At 49.3% G+C, this 21187-nt stretch carries 20 protein-coding genes; 18 read left to right on the top strand and 2 right to left on the bottom strand.

Annotation, left to right across the window (positions count from 1 at the left end):
• Nucleotides 1-4: 4 nt before the first annotated feature.
• The 13 genes from SB752_RS09445 to leuB all read left to right on the top strand — a co-directional run bounded on the left by SB752_RS09445 (nucleotide 5) and on the right by leuB (nucleotide 13682).
• Nucleotides 5-1924: a molybdopterin biosynthesis protein gene (locus tag SB752_RS09445; RefSeq protein WP_410715402.1), complete on the top strand. Its 1920-nt coding sequence runs from the start codon at nucleotides 5-7 to the stop codon at nucleotides 1922-1924.
• A gap of 40 nt (nucleotides 1925-1964) precedes the next feature.
• The gene (gene moaA, locus SB752_RS09440; RefSeq protein ID WP_410715401.1) at nucleotides 1965-2984 is read left to right on the top strand and encodes a GTP 3',8-cyclase MoaA; all 1020 of its coding nucleotides are present in this window, start codon (nucleotides 1965-1967) and stop codon (nucleotides 2982-2984) included.
• 266 nt (nucleotides 2985-3250) lie between these two features.
• Nucleotides 3251-3757, top strand: a complete 507-nt coding sequence (infC, locus tag SB752_RS09435; protein WP_103105858.1) for a translation initiation factor IF-3 — start codon at nucleotides 3251-3253, stop codon at nucleotides 3755-3757.
• A 26-nt stretch (nucleotides 3758-3783) separates the two neighbouring features.
• Nucleotides 3784-3981, top strand: a complete 198-nt coding sequence (gene rpmI / locus SB752_RS09430; RefSeq protein WP_012685334.1) for a 50S ribosomal protein L35 — start codon at nucleotides 3784-3786, stop codon at nucleotides 3979-3981.
• Between the two features lie 87 nt (nucleotides 3982-4068).
• Nucleotides 4069-4428: a 50S ribosomal protein L20 gene (rplT, locus tag SB752_RS09425; protein WP_103105736.1), complete on the top strand. Its 360-nt coding sequence runs from the start codon at nucleotides 4069-4071 to the stop codon at nucleotides 4426-4428.
• A gap of 286 nt (nucleotides 4429-4714) precedes the next feature.
• Nucleotides 4715-4951, top strand: coding sequence for a hypothetical protein (locus tag SB752_RS09420; RefSeq protein ID WP_410715400.1), 237 nt, complete (start codon nucleotides 4715-4717; stop codon nucleotides 4949-4951).
• 155 nt (nucleotides 4952-5106) lie between these two features.
• Nucleotides 5107-5808 carry a phosphoadenylyl-sulfate reductase gene (locus SB752_RS09415; RefSeq protein ID WP_410715399.1) on the top strand — a complete coding sequence of 234 codons (702 nt, stop codon included), beginning with the start codon at nucleotides 5107-5109 and terminating at the stop codon, nucleotides 5806-5808.
• A gap of 23 nt (nucleotides 5809-5831) precedes the next feature.
• Nucleotides 5832-6983 carry a sulfate adenylyltransferase gene (gene sat, locus SB752_RS09410; RefSeq protein WP_410715398.1) on the top strand — a complete coding sequence of 384 codons (1152 nt, stop codon included), beginning with the start codon at nucleotides 5832-5834 and terminating at the stop codon, nucleotides 6981-6983.
• Nucleotides 6984-7584: 601 nt separating this feature from the next.
• Nucleotides 7585-9321 carry a biosynthetic-type acetolactate synthase large subunit gene (gene ilvB / locus SB752_RS09405; protein ID WP_410715397.1) on the top strand — a complete coding sequence of 579 codons (1737 nt, stop codon included), beginning with the start codon at nucleotides 7585-7587 and terminating at the stop codon, nucleotides 9319-9321.
• Between the two features lies 1 nt (nucleotide 9322).
• On the top strand, nucleotides 9323-9829 hold the full coding sequence (gene ilvN, locus SB752_RS09400) for an acetolactate synthase small subunit (protein WP_410715396.1): 507 nt from the start codon (nucleotides 9323-9325) through the stop codon (nucleotides 9827-9829).
• Between the two features lie 57 nt (nucleotides 9830-9886).
• On the top strand, nucleotides 9887-10909 hold the full coding sequence (gene ilvC, locus SB752_RS09395; RefSeq protein ID WP_410715395.1) for a ketol-acid reductoisomerase: 1023 nt from the start codon (nucleotides 9887-9889) through the stop codon (nucleotides 10907-10909).
• A gap of 58 nt (nucleotides 10910-10967) precedes the next feature.
• On the top strand, nucleotides 10968-12503 hold the full coding sequence (locus SB752_RS09390) for a 2-isopropylmalate synthase (protein WP_410715394.1): 1536 nt from the start codon (nucleotides 10968-10970) through the stop codon (nucleotides 12501-12503).
• Nucleotides 12504-12587: 84 nt separating this feature from the next.
• Nucleotides 12588-13682 (top strand): 3-isopropylmalate dehydrogenase, encoded by a 1095-nt coding sequence (gene leuB / locus SB752_RS09385; protein WP_289134783.1) that lies wholly within the window; start codon nucleotides 12588-12590, stop codon nucleotides 13680-13682.
• A gap of 62 nt (nucleotides 13683-13744) precedes the next feature.
• Here the strand turns inward: leuB and SB752_RS09380 are convergent, their stop codons facing one another.
• Entirely contained in the window at nucleotides 13745-15091 is a 1347-nt protein-coding gene (locus SB752_RS09380; RefSeq protein WP_410715393.1) for a TrkH family potassium uptake protein, read from the bottom strand.
• 89 nt (nucleotides 15092-15180) lie between these two features.
• On the bottom strand, nucleotides 15181-16623 hold the full coding sequence (locus SB752_RS09375) for an aminotransferase-like domain-containing protein (protein ID WP_410715392.1): 1443 nt from the start codon (nucleotides 16621-16623) through the stop codon (nucleotides 15181-15183).
• 301 nt (nucleotides 16624-16924) lie between these two features.
• On the opposite strand from SB752_RS09375, the gene SB752_RS09370 reads away from it, so the two are divergent.
• The 5 genes from SB752_RS09370 (at nucleotide 16925) to SB752_RS09350 (ending at nucleotide 21178) form a co-directional block, all read left to right on the top strand.
• On the top strand, nucleotides 16925-17431 hold the full coding sequence (locus SB752_RS09370; RefSeq protein ID WP_410715391.1) for a MogA/MoaB family molybdenum cofactor biosynthesis protein: 507 nt from the start codon (nucleotides 16925-16927) through the stop codon (nucleotides 17429-17431).
• 129 nt (nucleotides 17432-17560) lie between these two features.
• Nucleotides 17561-19339, top strand: coding sequence for a B12-binding domain-containing radical SAM protein (locus SB752_RS09365; protein ID WP_410715390.1), 1779 nt, complete (start codon nucleotides 17561-17563; stop codon nucleotides 19337-19339).
• Nucleotides 19340-19361: 22 nt separating this feature from the next.
• Entirely contained in the window at nucleotides 19362-20027 is a 666-nt protein-coding gene (locus SB752_RS09360) for a DNA alkylation repair protein (RefSeq protein WP_410715389.1), read from the top strand.
• Between the two features lie 172 nt (nucleotides 20028-20199).
• Nucleotides 20200-20817 carry a DedA family protein gene (locus tag SB752_RS09355; RefSeq protein WP_410715388.1) on the top strand — a complete coding sequence of 206 codons (618 nt, stop codon included), beginning with the start codon at nucleotides 20200-20202 and terminating at the stop codon, nucleotides 20815-20817.
• Between the two features lie 4 nt (nucleotides 20818-20821).
• The gene (locus SB752_RS09350; protein ID WP_410715387.1) at nucleotides 20822-21178 is read left to right on the top strand and encodes a DUF1294 domain-containing protein; all 357 of its coding nucleotides are present in this window, start codon (nucleotides 20822-20824) and stop codon (nucleotides 21176-21178) included.
• Nucleotides 21179-21187: the final 9 nt, after the last annotated feature.

The raw sequence follows: 21187 nt of genomic DNA, 5'->3' as shown, positions 1-21187 counted from the left end.
TAAGATGCGTAAAATCTACTTAGAAGATACGCCGCTGAAGGAAGCGCAGGAGAGAATCGCAAGCCGCATCCGCTTTACGCCTATTGTAGAAGTGATCCCGACAAGAGAAGCGCTGGGGCGAGTGACAGCTGCTTCTATCTATGCTAATGTGTCCATGCCTAATTTTCATGCCTCTGCCATGGATGGGGTCGCAGTTCGTGCAGAAAAAACGTATGGAGCGTGTGAGCAGCAACCTGTACGACTCATATATGATGTGGACTATGTAGAGGTAGACACAGGTGATCCGATCCCTGATGGCTATGATGCTGTTATTATGATTGAGCATATTCATCAGGTCGATGCGGAGACGATTGAAATTCTTGAGGCTGTAGCACCATGGCAGCATATTCGCCCGATCGGCGAGGATGTTGTCATAGGAGAGATGATTGTCCCCAACCGGCACAAGCTGAGGCCCGTTGATTTGGGAGCGCTGCTAGCGGGCGGGAACGTAACAGTACCAGTACTGAGGAAACCACGCGTAGCGATTATTCTTACAGGAACCGAGCTGATTGAGCCAACTGCGGAGGTCGCCTCTGGAGAAATCATCGAGTTCAACGGAACCGTCTTTGCGGCGTATTTGCAGGAGTGGGGGGCAGAGCCCGTTTACTGTGGCATTGTGAAAGATGACTATGAGCTGATCCAAAATGCAGTAAAAGCCGCCCTGGAGGACGCAGATATGGTACTCTTAAATGCAGGATCATCTGCAGGGCGAGAAGATTTTACAGTTCATGTAGTAGAGGAGCTTGGCGAGGTGCTGACGCATGGCGTAGCGACCCGTCCTGGAAAGCCGGTTGTGGTAGGCGTCGTGAATGAAAAACCAGTCATTGGCTTGCCTGGCTATCCGGTTTCCGCCTATCTGAATCTGGAGTGGTTTGCCCGCTCTTTGGTGTATCATTATTACGGATTGCTGGAGCCTGGGAGGCAGCGCGTCAAAGCGATCATGGGACGGCGGATTGTCTCCGTCATGGGCGCGGAGGATTTTATTCGCGTGACGATTGGCTCGATAGACGCGCGATACATCGCGAATCCTTTGACTCGCTCAGCCGGGGTAACCATGTCGATGGTGCGAGCGGATGGACTCTTGCGTATTCCCCCGGGAGATTTGGGATATGAGCAGGGGGAGGAAGTAGAGATTGAGCTGTATCGTCCGCTTGAGCAGATTCAAAATACCATGGTAGCAACCGGTAGCCACGATCTGGCGATGGACGTGCTTCATTCCTTGGTTCGCAAGACGAATCCAAAGCGTTTTCTCGTTTCGTCGCACGTAGGGAGCATGAGTGGCTTATTGGCGATTCAAAAAGGAGAGGCTCATGTAGCGGGTGTTCATCTGTTTGATGAACATACTGGGGAGTACAATCAACCCTTTATTGAAAAATACCTACGTGATAAAGAGGTTGTGCTGATTCAGTTGGTCTACCGACAGCAAGGGTGGTTTGTGAAGAAGGGAAATCCGCTTGGAATCACATCTGTTCAAGATTTGATCAAACCAGGCGTAACGTATATGAATCGACAGCGAGGAGCAGGCACACGACTGTTATTTGATTACTTGTTAAAAACAAGCGATATAGATCGGGAGCTCATCTATGGCTATTCGCGTGAAGCGGTATCTCATCTGAGCGTGGCTGCCGCAGTAGCAGGCGGGACGGCGGATGTCGGACTAGGCATTTATTCTGCCGCACACGCGATGGATCTCGATTTTATTCCTGTCTCTGAGGAGCGATACGACTTGGTGATGAGCGCCTCTTTTTACCGAAGCAGTCAAGGTCAGGAGCTGCTCGCTTGTATTCGCTCTAACGAGTTCATGGAAGAAGTCGAGACATTGGGTGGCTACAGCTGTCGAGATTCAGGAAAGATTCTCTATTCATCGTTTTCCTTGGGAGAGTAGTGAGGGTATCAAGGTAGTAGATAGAAAGGGGGACACTGCCATGCAAGATCAAGTGCTTGATTTACGAAAACGGCCTCTTCGGGATTTGCGCATTTCCGTAACGGACAAATGTAATTTTCGATGTCGTTATTGCATGCCTGCCGAAATTTTTGGTCCGGATTTTGAATTTTTACCACAACATAAGCTGTTGTCCTTTGAAGAGATTACCCGTCTGACAAACATTTTTACCTCCCTTGGTGTTGGCAAAATTCGCATTACCGGTGGTGAGCCATTAATGCGGAAAAATCTCCCTGATTTGATTCGCATGATTCGGCAGGTAAAAGGCGTTCACGATATCGCGATGACGTCTAACGGCTCTTTGCTGGCGCGTCATGCTCAGGCTTTGAAGGATGCAGGACTGGATCGGGTTACGGTCAGCCTGGACAGCTTGGACAACGAACGCTTTGGACAATTGAACGGTAGGGGCTATCAGGTTGAAACGGTATTGGAAGGAATCCGTGCGGCAGCAGAGGTAGGACTATCGATTAAAATCAATATGGTTGTTCAACGCGGCGTGAATGATCAAGACATTTTGCCAATGGCTCGCTATTTCCATGAGACGGGACATACCTTGCGCTTCATCGAGTTCATGGATGTGGGCAATAGCAACGGCTGGAAGCTCGATCAGGTCGTTCCATCCAGCGAGATCGTACGCATGATTCATGAGGAAATGCCGCTTGAGGCGATCGACCCTAACTATTTTGGCGAGGTGGCGTCGCGTTACCGCTATGTTGGATCAGATCAGGAAATCGGCCTGATTTCATCTGTGACTCAAGCGTTCTGCTCCACCTGTACAAGAGCACGCTTATCAGCAGAGGGGAAAATGTACAACTGCTTGTTTGCCTCTACGGGTGAGGATTTGCGTGAGCCTTTGCGTGCGGGGCACAGTGATGAAGAAATCAGGGAACAGATTCGCTCCATTTGGGAAATGCGCGATGATCGCTATTCAGAAGAGCGGCTGAAAGAAACGCCGGGTCTTGCCAAACGATCAAAAGTAGAAATGTCCCACATCGGGGGATAAATAGTGATATGCCTTGACAAAGATAATTTGACCCTGTATTATAAAAGGCGTGTATAAATTAACACTTCATACTTCGAGAACAAGCAGAGGCGCCCAGCTTCTCACCTGGGTCGACGTCACTACCGACTGTTGACAGGTAACTCTTATGCAAAGATCTTTGGATCTGATGAAATTGCTAGGTGAGATATGTGCGGGCGCAGAATGCGTTCGCACATTTTTGTTCCTTCTCGAAATTGACGGGGGTGGCAAGTATTAGCAAGGATCAAATGTTGATTAACGAAGCGATCCGTGCCCGTGAAGTCCGACTAATCGGCGCTGACGGGAGCCAATTGGGAGTTGTGCCCTTTAGAGAAGCACTACGCATCGCCCAAGAAGCCGAATTGGATCTGGTGAACGTTGCTCCTACAGCCAAGCCGCCTGTATGCCGTATCATGGACTACGGAAAGTTCAAGTACGAGCAGGCGAAGAAGGAAAAGGAAGCACGTAAAAACCAAAAGATCATCGAGCTGAAAGAAGTGCGTTTTTCTTCCAACATCGAGGAACACGATTTTCAAACAAAGCTTCGCAACGTCCGTAAGTTCTTGGAGGATCAGCACAAGGTGAAGTGTTCGATCCGTTTCCGTGGACGTGAAATCACCCACTCCGAAATCGGACTTGCCGTTATGGAACGTGTAGCTGCCCAGTGTGAAGATCTTGCTGCGCCTGAGCGCAAACCGAAGATCGAGGGCCGCAGCATGATCATGATTTTGGCACCGAAAGCGGAAAGTAAGTAAGTAGTTTAGACAGGAGGATTTTTCAGATGCCTAAAATGAAAACCAACAAGGCTGCTGCGAAACGTTTCAAGAAAACTGGAAGCGGCCAATTGAAGCGCGACCGCGCATTTGGTAGCCACTTGTTTGCCAACAAATCGACAAAAGCGAAGCGTCACCTGCGCAAAGCTGCACTCGTATCCAAAGGCGATCAAAAACGCATTGAGCAAATGCTCACATACCTGTAAGTATATTTATTACAACCATCACGCAGCATGAGCTCCCTAAGCGCCTAGCAATAGGCCGCCATGCTGGAAAGACCAGGAGGAGTTAGTATGCCAAGAGTAAAAGGTGGCATTGTTACACGCCGTCGTCATAAGAAAATCCTGAAGCTGGCGAAAGGTTATTTCGGTTCCAAACATCGCCTGTTTAAATCTGCAAACGCTCAGGTAATGAAATCCCTGATGTATGCATACCGTGACCGTCGTCAAAAGAAACGTGATTTCCGCAAACTGTGGATCACTCGTATCAACGCACAAGCTCGCATGAACGGTCTGTCCTACAGCCGTTTGATGCATGGCCTGAAAGTTGCTGGCATCGAAGTTAACCGCAAAATGCTGGCTGACTTGGCTGTTAACGACAAAGTTGCGTTCAACGAATTGGCAACTGTTGCTAAAGGCAAACTGAACGCGTAAGTAGCGTATCAAGTAAAAGTCGATCTTTCCTTTTGGAAAGGATCGGCTTTTTTTGTTGCCAAAATAAGCTTTTACCGAAAAGCATCTGTCCACACGTGAAAAGGAAAGCTGTCATACAGTGTGATGGAAGCCATTTATTACTTGCGCAATCAACAGGTTGGAGGGGGATTTTTGAATCAGACTTAAGTAGGAGAGAAAAACAATCCCCCGTCCGTGTCGAGCGGATTACCTGATGCAATACAATGAGAAGCGTAGAAGGAAAACATTGGATAGGGGAGATTAATATATGAAAAAACAAAAATGGATGATGATGGGTGCTACTGCAATCGTTTGTTCGGCGTTGCTCGCTCCGGGAGCATTTGCAAAATCTAAAGACAACGTAGACGCGCCACCTCTTTTCTTTGGCAGCGGACAGACTACACATGCAAAGCTTGTGGACACGACTCCAAATACGACTGTGACGACTCCTACTGGAGCAGCCTTCTTATTTCCGGCAACAGCTGAAAGCAAAAAAGATAAATAAGCCATGTACCTTCGAGAAGGCCGTCAGACACTTGTCTGATGGCTTTTTCATTTGGAAAGCACTTGTCGTCAAGATTTGTCAAAGGGACGAAGCGCCACTTCGGGCGAACCCACATATGATGATGGATGAATCCTCGCAAGAAAGGAGTTTCGCTGATGAGTAATCGCCACATGATGGCGGATGAGGAATTACAGGTGTGGGCGTACCGTCTGGAAGCGAAATCGCCGCAGGAAGTGTTGGTAAAAGCGGTGGAGAACTATGCCGGTGGACTTGTTCTCGCTTCTAGCTTTGGTGCAGAGGATGTTGTGCTCATTGATATGCTGCACAAGTTGGCGCCGACCATGCCTGTTTTTTACCTTGATACCAACAAGCATTTTACTGAAACGTATGCCACACGTGACAAGCTGCAGGAGAGATACAGTACGACGTTTATTCAGGTTTTGCCAAAGCTGACGCTGGCTGAGCAGGCGAGTGCGCATGGGGACAATTTATGGGAGAAGGATCCAAATCTTTGCTGCCAAATCCGCAAAGTAGAACCGCTGCAGCGGGTACTTTCGGGCTATCAGGCATGGATTACGGGGATTCGGCGCGAGCAGTCTCCCACGCGCGCGAATGCCAAAAAAGTAGAATGGGATGAAAAATTCAATTTGGTCAAGTTTAATCCGCTTGTGGATTGGACGGATGGCCAGGTGTGGGAATATATACATGCAAACGATGTTCCATACAATCCTTTGCATGACAACAACTATCCCAGTATTGGCTGCAGCGTCTGCACCCGGGCAGTTCTGCCTGGTCAGGACCCGCGTGCAGGACGATGGGCCGGCTTTGAAAAGACAGAATGTGGACTGCACAAATGAGAGAGACAGGAGGGGGATACCAGATGCATACAAGCTTGCCCCATGGCGGGTCTCTCGTTCATTTGCTGACAGACCGGCAGGATGCAAACAGGCTGCATGGGATAAAAAAAGCCATTACCGTTGACAGATGGACGTTATCGGACATTGATTGCTTGGCAATCGGGGCTTTTTCTCCATTGACGGGCTTTCTCGGTGAAGCTGATTATCATTCGGTTGTAGAGACGATGAGGCTTGCGGACGGTACGATTTGGCCGTTGCCAGTCACGCTGGCGGTAGATGCAGCGGAGCATGATGATATACAGATCGGTGATCAGGTCCTTTTGCGTGGAGAAAATGGTGTCGATTATGCGGTGCTTCAGGTAAAGAGCCGCTATCAACCAGATAAAGCCCGCGAAGCTGTGCAGGTCTTTCGCACGGATGATCTCGCTCATCCGGGTGTGAAGAAGCTATTTGACAAGCCTGATCTGTATTTGGGTGGACCGATCGAGGTATTGGAGCGACCACGCCCGGAGAGGTTCTCTGACTATTATTTGACTCCGCTCCAGACGAGAGAAATATTTCGTTCAAAGGGTTGGAAGACGGTAGTGGGCTTTCAAACGCGCAACCCCGTGCACCGTGCTCATGAGTACATTCAAAAGGCGGCACTGGAGATTGTAGATGGTCTCTTTCTTAATCCGCTGATGGGAGAAACAAAATCGGATGATGTTCCAGCAGAAGTACGCATGAACAGCTATCTGACGCTTCTTGAAAACTACTATCCGGCAAAGCGCGTGCTCTTGGCGGCCTTCCCTGCAGCGATGCGATACGCAGGTCCGCGTGAAGCTGTTTTTCATGCAATGGTACGTAAAAACTACGGCTGCACGCACTTTATCGTTGGACGTGATCATGCAGGAGTAGGCGATTATTACGGAACCTACGATGCCCAGCATATTTTTTCCGAATTTGCTGCAGAGGAGCTGGGAATACAGCTGCTATTTTTTGAACACAGCTTTTACTGCACGGCCTGCCAGGGGATGGCGACTACGAAAACATGCCCACACGAAGCGAATTACCATCTGACACTTTCTGGAACAAAAGTAAGGGAAATGCTGCGAAACAAGAAGACGCCACCCCCGGAATTCACTCGTCCAGAAGTCGCTAATATTTTGATCGAAGGTTTGCAAAACAAGGGGTAAAAAGCCTGAGAAAGTCGACGGAGGGACACCAAAGCCCCTCCTTTTTTCTGTACAGACGAGGGACAAGAATAAGATGAAATGTATCCGCTTACAGCTAAAACCCGCGCTGTTAAGCCGTTTCCTACTGAGCATTCGTTCGGACGAAAGTCTAGAAAAATCTTTTTGTTTCCGTTGACACCCCCTAGGTGCCTAGCTATAATCAGACGTAACACTTTATATTCTGACAACAGCAATATTGAAAATATTGTTTTAATAGTAGGCTAAGACGAGGATGGTGCACGTTACCCCTTTTACAGAGAGCCCTGGTTGCTGAGAAACGGGTATAGGGTACGATGCATTGCTCACCTCCGAGCCGTTTTGCTGAAATCTACATTACGTAGGCAGTAGGCCAAACCGATTAACACCCGTTAGCGTGTTACAGTCCACATTAGTTGTGACTGGCTGAGATCGGCTGCCGCGAGGCGTCGATAAAGTTGGGTGGTACCGCGAACCCTTTCGCCCCAAAAGACATGGAAAAAGAACCGTGTCGGGGCGAAAGGGTTTTTCTATGTGTCTATAGTTATTTACAATACCTGCTTAAGAAGTGGGAGGAGGAGAAGAAATGAGTGTTGAAATGGCCGAATTGCAGAAAAAGAACGGCATTCCACCGATTCAGTTCGGTGAAGAAGTGACAGGAGCAGAAACGCTCTTGCGCTGTCTCATTCTGGAGCAGGTTGAATACATCTTTGGTTATCCGGGTGGGGCTGTACTCCCCATTTACGACTCGCTGTACGGGAGCTACTTCAAGCACATCTTGACCCGACACGAGCAGGGAGCCATCCACGCTGCTGACGGGTATGCTCGTGCAACCGGCAAGCCTGGTGTATGTATCGCCACTTCTGGTCCAGGGGCAACGAACCTGGTGACCGGGATCGCTACAGCCCAAATGGACTCGGTTCCACTGGTTTGCATCACCGGTAACGTAGCACAGTCGCTCATTGGAACAGATGCTTTTCAAGAGGCAAATATCACAGGGATTACAATCCCGATCACGAAGCACAGCTATTTCGTTCGCGATATCCGCGATTTGCCGCGAGTCGTGAAAGAAGCATTCCACATCGCGACAACTGGTCGCCCTGGTCCAGTTCTAATCGACATTCCAAAGGATGTCGCCAATGCAAAAGCGCCGTTCACGTATCCGGACAAAGTGGAGATTCGCGGTTATCACGATACGCTTGTCCCAAGTGATGCAGAGGTGCAGGCATTTGTCCAGGCGATTGGTGAAGCGAAGCGACCTGTTATTTTGGCAGGTGGAGGGATCATCTCCTCCAAGGCGGAAGAAGTGCTCCTCGCTTTTGCAGAAAAAGCGCGCATTCCAGTGATCAACACCTTTATGGGACTGGGTGGATTCCCAGGTACACATGAATTGTCACTGGCGATGCCAGGCATGCACGGTAACTATACAGCAAACCAGGCATTGCTCAATGCAGACTGTGTGATAGGTCTGGGTGCTCGCTTCGATGACCGGATCACTATGGGTCGCACAAAAGAGTTCGCTCCGAAAGCGCGCATCGTACACGTTGACATCGATCCGGCAGAGCTGGGGAAAAACGTGGAAACACTCGTGACGGTAGCTGGCGATGTAAAAAGCACACTGGCAAAAGCCATCCCATTGGCGCGTACATGTGATTCCGCAGAGTGGATCAGTCAGCTGAAAGAATGGCAGGCACAGCACCCGTACAAGTATAAAAAAGATGGCGATGTATTAAAGCCACAAGCAGTTATCGAGCTCTTGTACAGCTCCACAGATGGGGAAGCGATCGTCACAACAGACGTTGGACAACACCAGATGTGGACAGCTCAATACTACAAGTTCAAGCATCCGCGCTCGTTTATCTCTTCAGGCGGTCTAGGCACGATGGGCTTTGGCTTCCCTGCTGCGATTGGCGCACAAATCGCTCACCCAGAACGCACGGTTATCTCCGTAGTTGGGGACGGAGGCTTCCAGATGACCAATCAGGAGCTGGCGATTGTCTCCCAATACAACATTCCGGTGAAGGTAGCGATTGTGAACAACCAATGCCTGGGAATGGTTCGTCAATGGCAGGAGCTGTTCTACGATAACCGCTACAGCCAGATCGACCTGACCTGCAGCCCGGATTTCGTCAAACTCGCGGAAGCATATGGTGTCAAAGGCTTGCGTGCAACCACTCCACAAGAGGCCGAAGCCGTTTGGGCAGAAGCACTGCGTCACGATGGTCCGGTAGTCGTCGACTTCCGTGTAGCACAGGAGGAAAACGTATATCCGATGGTAGCATCAGGCGACACATTAGATCAGATGGAATTGGGGGACGACTAGGATGCAGCAACATACCATTTCCGTTCTCGTCAACGACCAGCCAGGCGTTTTGACCCGAGTAGCAACACTGTTTGGTCAGCGCGGTTTCAACATCGACAGCATTACGGTGGGAGGCACAGAGGAACAAGGGCTTTCCCGAATGATCATTTCTACCGGGGCAGATGACCGTCAGATCCATCAATTAATGAAGCAGCTCTACAAATTAATTGATGTAATCTCCGTAGTCAACCTCAGCGAGAACCCTTATGTATCGAGGGAGCTTGCACTGATCAAGGTGAGTGCATCACCTAGCCAGCTTGCAGAGCTGAACGGGATTGTGGAGCCGTTTCGCGCAGCGATCGTTGATGTGGGCCCAAGCTCGCTGATCGTACAAGTAACGGGAGATACCGAAAAGATTGACGCGCTTCTTGTTCTTTTGCAAAGCTACGGTGTTCTCGAACTGACGAGAACAGGTTCTGTAGCCATGGCGCGTAGTATTGTTCCAGCAACAGCCGCAGCAACGGTTTAAATTGCAAAATTCAGAATTGAAATTCAAACTAACATTATTTTTAGGGAGGCTATACAAATGGTAAAAATGTATTATGAAGCAGACGTAAAACAAGAGGCACTTCGTGGTAAAACAATCGCAATCATCGGCTACGGTAGTCAAGGTCATGCGCAAGCACAAAACCTGCGCGAAAGTGGTTATAAAGTAGTAGTAGGTCTGCGCCCAGGGAAATCTTGGGATGTAGCGGTAAAAGACGGTTTTGAAGTACTGACTGTAGCAGAAGCTGCAAAACGTGCAGACCTCATCCAAATCTTGCTGCCAGACGAGCGCCAAGCAGATGTATACCGTCAAGAAATCGCTCCAAACCTGAAAGCTGGTTCTACTCTGTGCTTCTCCCATGGTTTTAACGTACACTTTGCTCAAATCGTACCACCAGCTGACATTGATGTTATCCTGGCAGCTCCAAAAAGCCCGGGTCACCTGGTTCGCCGTGTATACCAAGAAGGCTTTGGCGTTCCTGGCCTGATTGCAATCCATCAAGACGTGACTGGCAATGCGAAAGACATCGCTCTCGCATACGCAAGCGGTATCGGTTGCACACGTGCTGGCGTAATCGAAACGAGCTTCCGTGAAGAAACCGAAACAGACCTGTTCGGTGAGCAAGCAGTATTGTGTGGTGGCGCAAGCGAGCTGGTTAAAGCTGGTTTCGATACATTGGTAGAAGCAGGATATGCTCCTGAAATGGCGTACTTCGAGTGCTTGCATGAGCTGAAGCTGATCGTTGACCTGATGTATGAGGGTGGACTCGCTCGTATGCGTTACTCCATCTCTGACACTGCAGAGTATGGTGACTACAGCATCGGTCGTCGCATCATCACAGACGAAACTCGCAAAGAAATGAAAAAAGTTCTGACAGAAATTCAAGATGGTACATTCGCACGCAACTGGATCTTGGAAAACCAAGCTAACCGCCCTGGCTTCACTTCCCGTCGCCGCCTCGAATCCGAGCATGGCATCGAAGTAGTAGGTGAGCAGCTGCGTGGCATGATGTCTTGGCTGAACAAAGACACCAAAAAAGAAGAAGCGAAAATCGGTCAATAATAAATAGGCTCACAAGATATATATATCATGTAGGAAAAAATGTGGAGGTGAAAAGTTCATGCGGACCATTGAGATTTTTGATACAACACTACGTGATGGGGAGCAGTCTCCAGGCGTCAACATCAGCACGAACGAGAAGGTGGAGATCGCCCTTCAACTCGAAAAGCTGGGAGTAAACAGGATTGAGGCGGGCTTCGCAGCTGCTTCCCCAGGTGACCAAAAGTCTGTGGCCGAAGTGGCGAAGCGGGTGAAGAATTCCACCATCGTCAGCCTGGCACGTGCCGTCAAAGACGACATGGATAAGGCATACGAAGCGCTACGCAACGCGCAAAACGCATCCCTCCACGTCTTTCTTGCAACATCACCGATCCACCGTGAGTTCAAGTTGAACATGAGCAAGGAGCAAGTCCTTGCTCGTGCAGTGGAAGCAGTCACCTATGCGAAAAAGTACTTCACGGAAGTACAATTCTCCGCAGAGGATGCAGCACGTACTGAAATTGACTTTTTGGCGGAGGTAGTAGAGGCTGTCATCAAGGCAGGCGCTACGACAGTAAACATTCCGGATACGGTGGGCTACATGACACCGTATCAGTACGGAAATATTTTCCGTGAGTTGAGACAGCGTGTTCCTGCGACCGAAAATATTCGCCTGAGCTGTCACTGCCATGATGACCTCGGTATGGCTGTAGCAAACAGCTTGGCTGCGGTCGAAGGCGGGGCAACACAGGTAGAAGGTACGATCAATGGTATCGGTGAGCGTGCGGGTAATGCTGCTCTGGAAGAAGTGGCACTTGCACTCGAAACACGCAAGGATTACTATCAGGCAACTACTAAGCTGCATCTGAAGGAAATTGCTCGTACCAGCCAGTTGGTGAGCCGCTTGACAGGTATGATCGTTCCGGGGAACAAAGCAGTAGTAGGGGCGAACGCCTTTGCACACGAATCTGGAATTCATCAGGACGGCGTGCTGAAGGAAGTTACGACGTATGAAATTATTCGTCCTGAGTCCGTTGGCTTCAAGTCGAACAAACTGGTTCTTGGCAAGCACTCCGGACGCCATGCGTTCAAGGAAAAGCTTGTAGACCTCGGCTATCACCTCGAGCAGGAAGAGGTAAACGCAGCATTTGCAGCGTTTAAAGTGCTGTGCGACAAGAAGAAGGAAATCAGTGACGACGATATTCTCGCTCTCGTCGATGCCAAAATGGTACGCGGTCCTGAAGCATTCCAGCTGGAGTCCGTTCAGCTTGCCTATGGCAACATTTCTGTACCGACAGCGAGTGTACGTCTGGCTCGTCCGGACGGCTCTGTTGTGGAAGAGGCAGCGTGCGGCAATGGTTCGGTCGATTCGATCTACAAGGCGATTGACCGTGCAACAAGTGAAGATGTAACCCTTGTTGATTACAAAATCCTTTCCGTTACTCATGGAAAAGATGCACTCGGTGAAGTATTCGTCCGTCTGCAACAGGGTGATTTGACTGTAACAGGACGCGGTGTGAGCACAGACGTACTGGAAGCGAGCGCGATTGCTTACGTCAGAGCAATCAACAAGATTTTGGAGCGCCGTGGAGAGTCCGTGCCCGTAGCTGCGAACTAACACATATTGATCGGCAACTGGATACGAACGACAAGAGCCAGTAGGAACTGCAAACCACTACAGAAAAGAAAAGCGGGATAAACGATGAAGAAAAATTATCGCATCGCCGTTCTTCCGGGAGACGGTATTGGGCCGGAGATTATGCAGGAAGCGGTCAAAGTCCTCACCCTCGTTGGGGAACGGGAAGGCGTCACTTTTACATGTGAAGAAGGTCGTATCGGTGGTATCGCGATCGACACGGATGGAACACCATTGCCAGAAGAAACGATCACGCTGACCAAACAGGCAGACGCTGTTCTGCTTGGAGCGGTTGGCGGGCCAAAGTGGGACCAAAACCCGGGACATTTGCGCCCGGAAACAGGTCTGCTCGGTATCCGCAAGGCACTGGGGCTGTTTGCCAACATTCGTCCAGCTACCATGCACAGCTCTCTGGTAGATGCTTCATCTCTGAAACCAGAAGTCGTTTCGGGTGTAGATCTGATCGTCGTTCGCGAGCTGACCGGAGGCATTTACTTCGGTGAGAAAAAACGCTACGACGGTCCGAACGGTGAAGTGGCCGAAGACCAATGCATCTATAATGAAGCGGAAGTAGAACGGATTATCCGTGTCGGCTTTGACATTGCTCGCAAGCGTCAAAAGCGACTGGTATCTGTTGACAAGGCAAACGTGCTGGAAAGCTCCCGCCTCTGGCGCAAAGTAGCTGAGCGTGTAGCAAAAGACTATCCGGATGTTGAGCTTTCTCACCAGCTGGTAGACTCTTGCGCGATGCAGCTGGTACGTGCTCCAAAACAGTTTGACGTCATCGTGACGGAAAATATGTTTGGCGATATTTTGAGCGACCAGGCAGCCATGCTTACAGGCTCCATCGGTATGCTGTCATCCGCAAGCCTCGCTGCTGGTAGCTTCGGATTGTACGAACCGGTACACGGTTCTGCACCTGACATTGCGGGTCAAGGCATTGCCAACCCACTCGCAACCATCCTCTCCGTAGCGATGATGCTTCGTCTCTCCCTGGAGATGGATGAAGCAGCAGCTGCTGTCGAGAATGCAGTGTGGTCCGTGCTCGAAGCAGGTCATCGCACTGGCGATATCGCTTCTGACCGCAGCAAGGCCATCGGTACGCTTGAGATGGGACAGCTGGTTCGTGACGAGCTGGCGAAGCTACTGCCACAGAAATAAAAGCAAAGACCCTGCCAATCATCCTTCTCTTGAGATGGTCGGCAGGGTTTTTTCGTGCTCACTTACCCGATTGTGATCTTTCCTTTGGGGTAACGGTAGTATTCTTTTTGCTTACGCTGTGCTAGTGCAAAAGCGATAGTCAGCGGTCCAACCCGACCTGCAAACATCGTGAGGACGATCAAGCATTTTCCAATCGGCGAAAGCATCGGAGTAAGCCCCATAGATAGACCGGTTGTTGCAAAAGCTGACGTTACTTCAAACAGTACCATCTGGAACGTGGCTCCAGGCTCCGTGATAGACAGCACCATCGTCATCGCCATAACGATGAAGAGTCCGATCATCGTCACGGTTAACGATTTGTAAATTATGTGCGGTAAAATCCGCTGGCGAAAAAAGATCACGTCTTCTTTTCCTTTTATTTGCGCGATGACAGCACCAATCAAGGTAGCAAACGTAGTCGTTTTGATACCGCCCCCGGTCGAACCAGGAGAAGCGCCAATAAACATCAACAGAATGATCAGAAACAGGGAAGACTGATGCATGTCACCGATACTCAGCGTATTAGACCCCGCCGTACGTGCGGTGACAGACTGATATAACGAGCCGAGCACTTTGCCCATGGGCGACAGAGGCTGCAAGGTTTTTGTATTTGTATACTCAAGCAAAAAAATAAGGACGGTACCCCCAACTACCAAAAAAGCGGTTGTTGCCAAAACTACCTTTGTATGTAGAGAAAGTCGATGTGTGCGTGGGTAATCGTACACTTCGCTAACGACGAGAAAGCCGATCCCTCCCAAAACAATCAATGCGCACACAACGAGTGTGACGAGCGGATCATCTACATAGGCAGTCAGACTTGAAAATTCGCCCATCAAATCAAAGCCAGCATTGTTGAAATTGGAGATCGCATGAAAAAAGCCGAAGTAAATCGCCTTGCCGAGCGGAAAATCAAAGGCAAACCGGATGGAGAGAAGAACGCCACCGATAAACTCGGCCAAAGCAGTAAAAATCAAAATCATTTTGGCCAAACGAACAACACCCTCCATGGAGATATGATTCAACGATTCTTGAAGGATGAGTCGCTCGCGCAATGAGATTTTTTTACGCATGATCAGGGCAAAGAAGGTGGCTACCGTCATAAAGCCGAGGCCGCCAATCTGAATGAGTGACAGGATTACGAGCTGACCAAATACCGTAAAGGTCGTTCCTGTATCTACTACGACCAGGCCAGTCACACAGGTAGCCGATGTCGCGGTAAACAAAGCATCCAGCCAGGGCAATCCGAGCCCGTTTTCTGTCGCAGAGGGAAGCGTTAAGAGTGTAGTCCCGATAAGGATAATTAAAGCAAATCCAATCACCAGTGTCTTTGGGGGATCAAGATGAAGCTTCTCTACGATTTTTTTGATCATCGTTGGTTTTACCTCGACTTTTTATCGATTCATTGCTTGTAGCGGAATAGAAAATGCAAGCCTCTTAGTATGACACTTTTTTCAACAAATTACCGGATGAGTGCAGCACCTAACCGATGCAGCCAGTGCTTGAGCTCACGCTCCTCCATTGGTGCCAGCGGGAATCGAACGGCTGGGCGACGCAAGCAATCGTCTGGTTCATCTGCAACCCGAAACGCATGGCCGCCAGTCAGCTCAAGACCTTCTTCCTTGAGTATGGCAATCACTCGATCTTCCACTTCTGTAGCTTTGGAGGTAGGATTCCCCCATTCAATCCACGTATTTAATCCGCCTGAGATCGGATACATGCTTGCGTGGGAAGGGAGAGCCTGACGTTTTTCCTGCCAGAGACGTAAAAAGCGTTCATGGAACAAGGCGCGCCTGTCAGCAAGGTACACCTCGGAAAACCACGGATCGTCGAGCAGGCGGACAGCAGCCTCTACGACGAGCAGAGAAGGCTCAGCGCCTGTCATCGAGACGATTTGACGGTACCGCTCCAGCTCATCCTCTTTTAGATCAGAAGGCAGGAGCAGGACACCCAGCTGTAAGTCGCGGGCCAAAGTTTTCGATAAGGAATGGAGGTAGTATACCTCGACAGAGCTTTCCTTTTCTCGCGCCAATTGGTAGAGCGGGTGACTCGGCTGTTCAAACCATAAATCTCCGTAGTGATCATTCTCCACGAGCCTGACGTTATGCCGCTTGGCCCAGTCGAGAATCTCTTCCTTGCGTTCTTCGGAATAGCTGATTCCGGTAGGGAAGTGATAATGCGGGTTGATTAAAAGCCAGTTGGCAGGATAATGCTCCTGTTCGTTATCCAGTGCTTCGATCGATACACCCTGGTCATCCATTTTGATCGGACGCACCGTAATCCCGCATTGACTCAGCAAGCGTAGAAAGACAGGATAGCTGTATTCCTCGACGTAGACGACATCACGCGCATTCATGATGCGTTGCGCGAGAAAGGCAAAGCCGCTCGTGCTTCTGTTAAACAGCAGCAGCCGCTCAGGATAATGCGGCAGTCCGCGACGACGGAGGTGATCCGCAAACACCTTGGCAGCCTGAGCGCGTCTTATTTTCTTTTGGGCCGATGGTTCATCCAAGACTGTCAGACTTTCGTAAAAAGCTCCACGCAGACGCTTAACGAGCTCTTCGCCAGGCCTTGGGGACGAATCTGCGAGTGAAGCGATGGGGATATCTGTAAGCGGCAAGCGGTTTTCCAGACGAGCTTCCTTTGCCTGCTGAGTCAAATAGTACCCCTTGCCATGCACGGCCTCCAGCCAGCCCTCCATAGCGAGATGATCGTATGCTTTTTTTACTGTTTCCAGCGAGCAGCCGCTGACTGTTTTCATATCACGCAGCGAAATGAGCTGTTGTCCGTCCACGAGAAAGGCCCCACGTAAAATGGCTGTTTGCAATTGCTCTGCAAGCTGTACGTAAATGGGCGTGTGGGATTGTTTATGGAAATGAAAAGAGAAAAAAGGGCGGTTTGTCATCCGGCCACGCCTCCTTGTCGATCAAAAATAGCAGTCATCAGCATTATATAGGAAAGAGAACCAACTAGGGTATAGGGCTAGCATAATTTCTTAACGTGTAAGAAGGTTTAAGTGCCACGCCGTGCGAAAGCAATCTTTCTTAAACTTTCTGGAACGCATAAAAACTTTCCACTATAACGCGGTCGCTCCTCCTTGAGGAGGCATCGAAAGAGGTTTTTTTAGGGGATGTGCCACAGGTAACAGGCCTCAGAAAATGGTATCATAAAGGAAGAGAAAGCCCAAGGAGCAGGAGGATGGCAGGATGAGCACTCAGGAGCACAAGGCTCTTTCACCAAAACAAGTAAGCTGCATGGTCATTACAGTTTCAGATACACGAACAGAAGAGACGGACAAGAGTGGACAGTTAATGAAGCAGCTGTTGACGGAAGCAGGGCACGAGGCTCTCTTGTATCGAATCGTAAAGGACGAGCCAGCACAGGTAATTGCCGCCATAGAGGAAGGCATTTTACACAGCAGTGTTCAGGTTATTCTACTAAATGGAGGAACAGGCATTTCTCCGCGAGATAATACGTTCGAGGCAGTCTCGGGCCTGCTGGAGAAAGAGATGCCGGGATTTGGAGAATTGTTCCGCATGCTGAGCTTTACAGAGGACATCGGTTCAGCGGCTATGTTGAGTCGAGCAGTGGCTGGAACACGTCAAGGGAAGATGATCTTTTCTACACCGGGCTCGACGGGTGCTGTGCGTTTGGCGATGAACAGGCTGATTATTCCTGAGCTGGGACATGTCGTTCGAGAATTGAATCGGTAAGACGGAAATTTGCCGTTTTCTTGCTACGTATGGTACTGTTACGAAAGGAATCTGATCGGACATGCATAAAACCATCCATATAAGCGATGGTTTTTCGTGCCGGATAGCGCAAGGGGAGTAGAACCACACATGAAGATCTTACTATCAACGCTTAACGCGAAGTTTATTCACTCGTCGCTGGCATTGCGATATTTGCGCAGCTACGCACAGTCATCTTTTCCAACGATTGATCTGGTTGAATATACGATTAACGATGTGACCTTAAATGTAGTAGCGGACATTTACAAAAGACAGCCGGATGTTGTTGCATTTTCCTGTTACATCTGGAATATACGTGAGACATTAGACGTGATTCGCAATCTGAAAAAGATATGCCCGGATTTGCCAGTAATTCTCGGCGGTCCTGAGGTCACCTATGATGCAGACGAATGGATGAAAAAGCATCCTGAGATCGACGTGATTGCCATTGGCGAAGGCGAGCAAACCTTCCTGGAGCTTTTGCAGGTCTATCAGGAAGCTTTGGAGACTAAGCAGCCTCCTCGCTTGCAGGATGTAGCTGGAATCGCCTACCGCGACGGAGAATATGTACGTTTCTCCATGCCACGGGCACAAATCGAGGAAATGGACAGTATTCCTTCCCCCTACGCGGATCATTTGGACGAGCTCAACAATCGTGTCGTCTATTTCGAAGCGTCTCGTGGCTGCCCATTCAAATGCCAATACTGTCTGTCCTCCATTGAGGATGGCGTACGCTACTTCAGCCTGGAGCGGGTAAAGGAAGAGCTGCAACGATTGATTAACCATGGTGTTAAAACGATTAAGTTCGTTGACCGCACATTTAATATTAATAAAAAGTACGCTTTGGAAATCTTTCAATTTCTGATCGATAACCATAACGGAACGGTCTTCCAATTTGAAATCACAGCGGATATTTTGCGTGCAGATGTCCTGGACTTCCTGACCGAGAATGCACCGCCAGGCGTGTTCCGCTTTGAGATCGGGGTGCAGTCCACGAACGATGAGACGAATCGACTTGTTCAGCGTATCCAGCGTTTTGATCGTCTCTCCCGAACGGTTACCCAAATCAAGGAGTCGAAAAAAATCGATCAGCATCTGGACTTGATTGCAGGCTTGCCAGAGGAAGACTATCAATCGTTCCGCAAAACGTTTAATGACGTGTTTGCTCTGCGGCCGGAAGAGCTCCAGCTCGGGTTTTTGAAAATGCTGCGTGGAACAGGCGTGCGTGCGCGAGCAGCGAATCACGGCTACGTATTTATGGATGAGGCTCCTTATGAGATTTTGGGCAACAACGTTCTCTCGTTTGCCGATATGCAAAAGATCAAGCGGGTAGAGGATGTGCTCGAAAAATATTGGAATGCTCACCGTATGGATCATACGCTGGAATGGATTTTGGCAAATCAGTTTGAGTCGCCATTTGATTTCTTCCAATCGTTTGGCGATTATTGGGAAAATCAAAACTGGAGCCGCATCGGGCATCAGCTTGAGGATTTGTTTACCCGTCTTCAAAGCTTTTTGCAGGTTCAACAGCTGGAAGGGCTTGACCATGTTGTCAGTCTGATGAAATTTGACTTCCTGAGCAACCAGAAGCACCGCCCACGTAAGCTATGGTGGGAAGACGTGATGGAAAAGGAAGAAATGCAAGAGACGTTTTCGACGGTTTATGAGCAGCGGGATCGACTTCGTGAGGATTTCGCCCTGCACGCATCAGTGGAAAAGGACTACTTCAAGCATACGCTCGCGACAAAGGTTTCGTTTGATATCGAGGCTTGGCTAAAGACTGGGGAAGTCATCGAAGGTGATTTTACACTCGTTGTGTACTATCCGTACAAGGATGAGTTGCAAAATGCCTTTACCATCGTAGAGCCCAGCGTGAATGTAGCAGGCTAATGCGGCAAGGGGGGAGATAGGTATGTCCAGCCCATTTACAGATGCTGCCGTTCAAAAATTTCAGGCTCACGCTAACGCGGACTTGGCTGGGCCAATGGAAAAGTATATGAAAAATCTCTTCCCCTTTTTAGGGATCAAATCCCCCGTGCGCAAAGAACTGAGTACGCAGCTGTTTCGCGAGCAGGGGTTACCTGACAACTGGGAAGAGGTCGTGCTTCAGCTATGGGCGCTTCCAGAGAGGGAATACCAGTATTTGGCACTCGATGTAGTGAGTAAGGTAAAAAAAAGGATGACGGACAGGCACATTCATCTGCTTGAGGAATTAGTTACAACAAAGTCGTGGTGGGATACCGTAGATTTTCTTGCGTCCCATATGGCGGGTACAATTCTACGACGTCACGCTGAGAGAATCGGACCTCGTACCTCTGCATGGATGGAGAGTCAAAATATGTGGCTGCAACGGACTGCCCTTCTGTTTCAGCTTTCCTATAAACAGGAAACGAACCAAGAGCTCTTGTTCACCTATGTTTCAACATGTGCAGCATCCAAGGAGTTTTTTATCCAAAAGGCAATCGGCTGGTCATTAAGGGAATATGCCAAAACAAATCCCGAAGCAGTACGCGATTTTGTAGAAAAGACTCCTTTGGCGAGCCTCAGCAAGCGGGAAGCGCTCAAGCATTTGGCCTGAACGAGGATAGGCGATTTCTTGCTTGATAAAAAGCGTGCATCTATTGCAAAATAGACAAGTAGCTTTTTCGAGGGTTCGTACGTATTAAAAGGTGTCATATAGATCGCTAGTAGCCACTGACTGTCATCTTTGAAAGCAGCTGAAAAGTGGCGAGGATAGGGGATTTTGCCTGATGGAAATCAACCTGCTGATGTCAATCATAGAGCAATACGGTTACCTGGCCATTTTCTTTTTGCTATGGCTGGGAATTGTGGGTTTGCCCATTCCTGATGAGCTAGTCGTAGCTACAGGGGGATTTTTGGCATCCATCGGCCTGCTCAACCCATTTTACTCCTTTTTAGCGGGGTATTTAGGTGTGGCTTCAGGCTTAACAATCGGATTTTTGCTTGGAAAATACTTCGGAAGGCCCATATTACGGTGGCTTTCAAAGAGCGAAAAAATGCGCCATGCAGTAGACCGTTCGACAGTCATGCTGGAAAAATACGGGACGACGGCTTTGTGCATCAGCTACCTGTTCCCAGTCGTGCGTCACGTGGTACCCTATTTGGTTGCATTGGGTGGAATGAGCTATCGGCGCTACGCCCTGCTCTCCTATCCAATCGGTCTCGTTTGGACAACAGCCTTTTACTTTTTAGGCTACGTTTTTGGGAACAACGTGGAAGCGATCATCGGGATCATTCGGAAATATGGCTTTTACGCATTGCTCGTCGTAGTAGCAGTTTTGGCGATCGGTTTGATTGTGCGCAAGGTCGTTTTGGGGAATCGGGCTTACCGAGCAAAAGGAGAGTAAGCTTATGTTCCATAAACAAGTAACGCGGCATAGAAGGAATCGCAATCTGCTTCTTGGTATCGGGTGGGTCATGCTTTTGGCCGGGTCTGTTCTTGCTATCTGGTGGTTGGCAGTGGCTGGCGGCGTGCTCCTCAATGGATACGCATGGAGCCTGATGAAAATTGACAAGCACTTAGCCCCAAGAAGAGGATTTCGGATTCCGGAAGCGAGCTTATTGCTCGTTGCTTTTTTAGGGGGAGGATTAGGGGCGCTGGCAGGTATGCTCACCTATCGTCATAAAACGAAGCATGCCCGCTTCCTTATCCTCGTACCCGTATTCTGTATATTGCAAGTTGCGCTCCTCGTTTGGCTAATAGGATAGGCCTGAGTA

It is taken from the genome of Brevibacillus sp. SIMBA_040 (genome assembly GCF_046535075.1).
GTDB lineage: Bacteria > Bacillota > Bacilli > Brevibacillales > Brevibacillaceae > Brevibacillus.
This window is presented reverse-complemented; position numbering and strand designations above follow the sequence as displayed.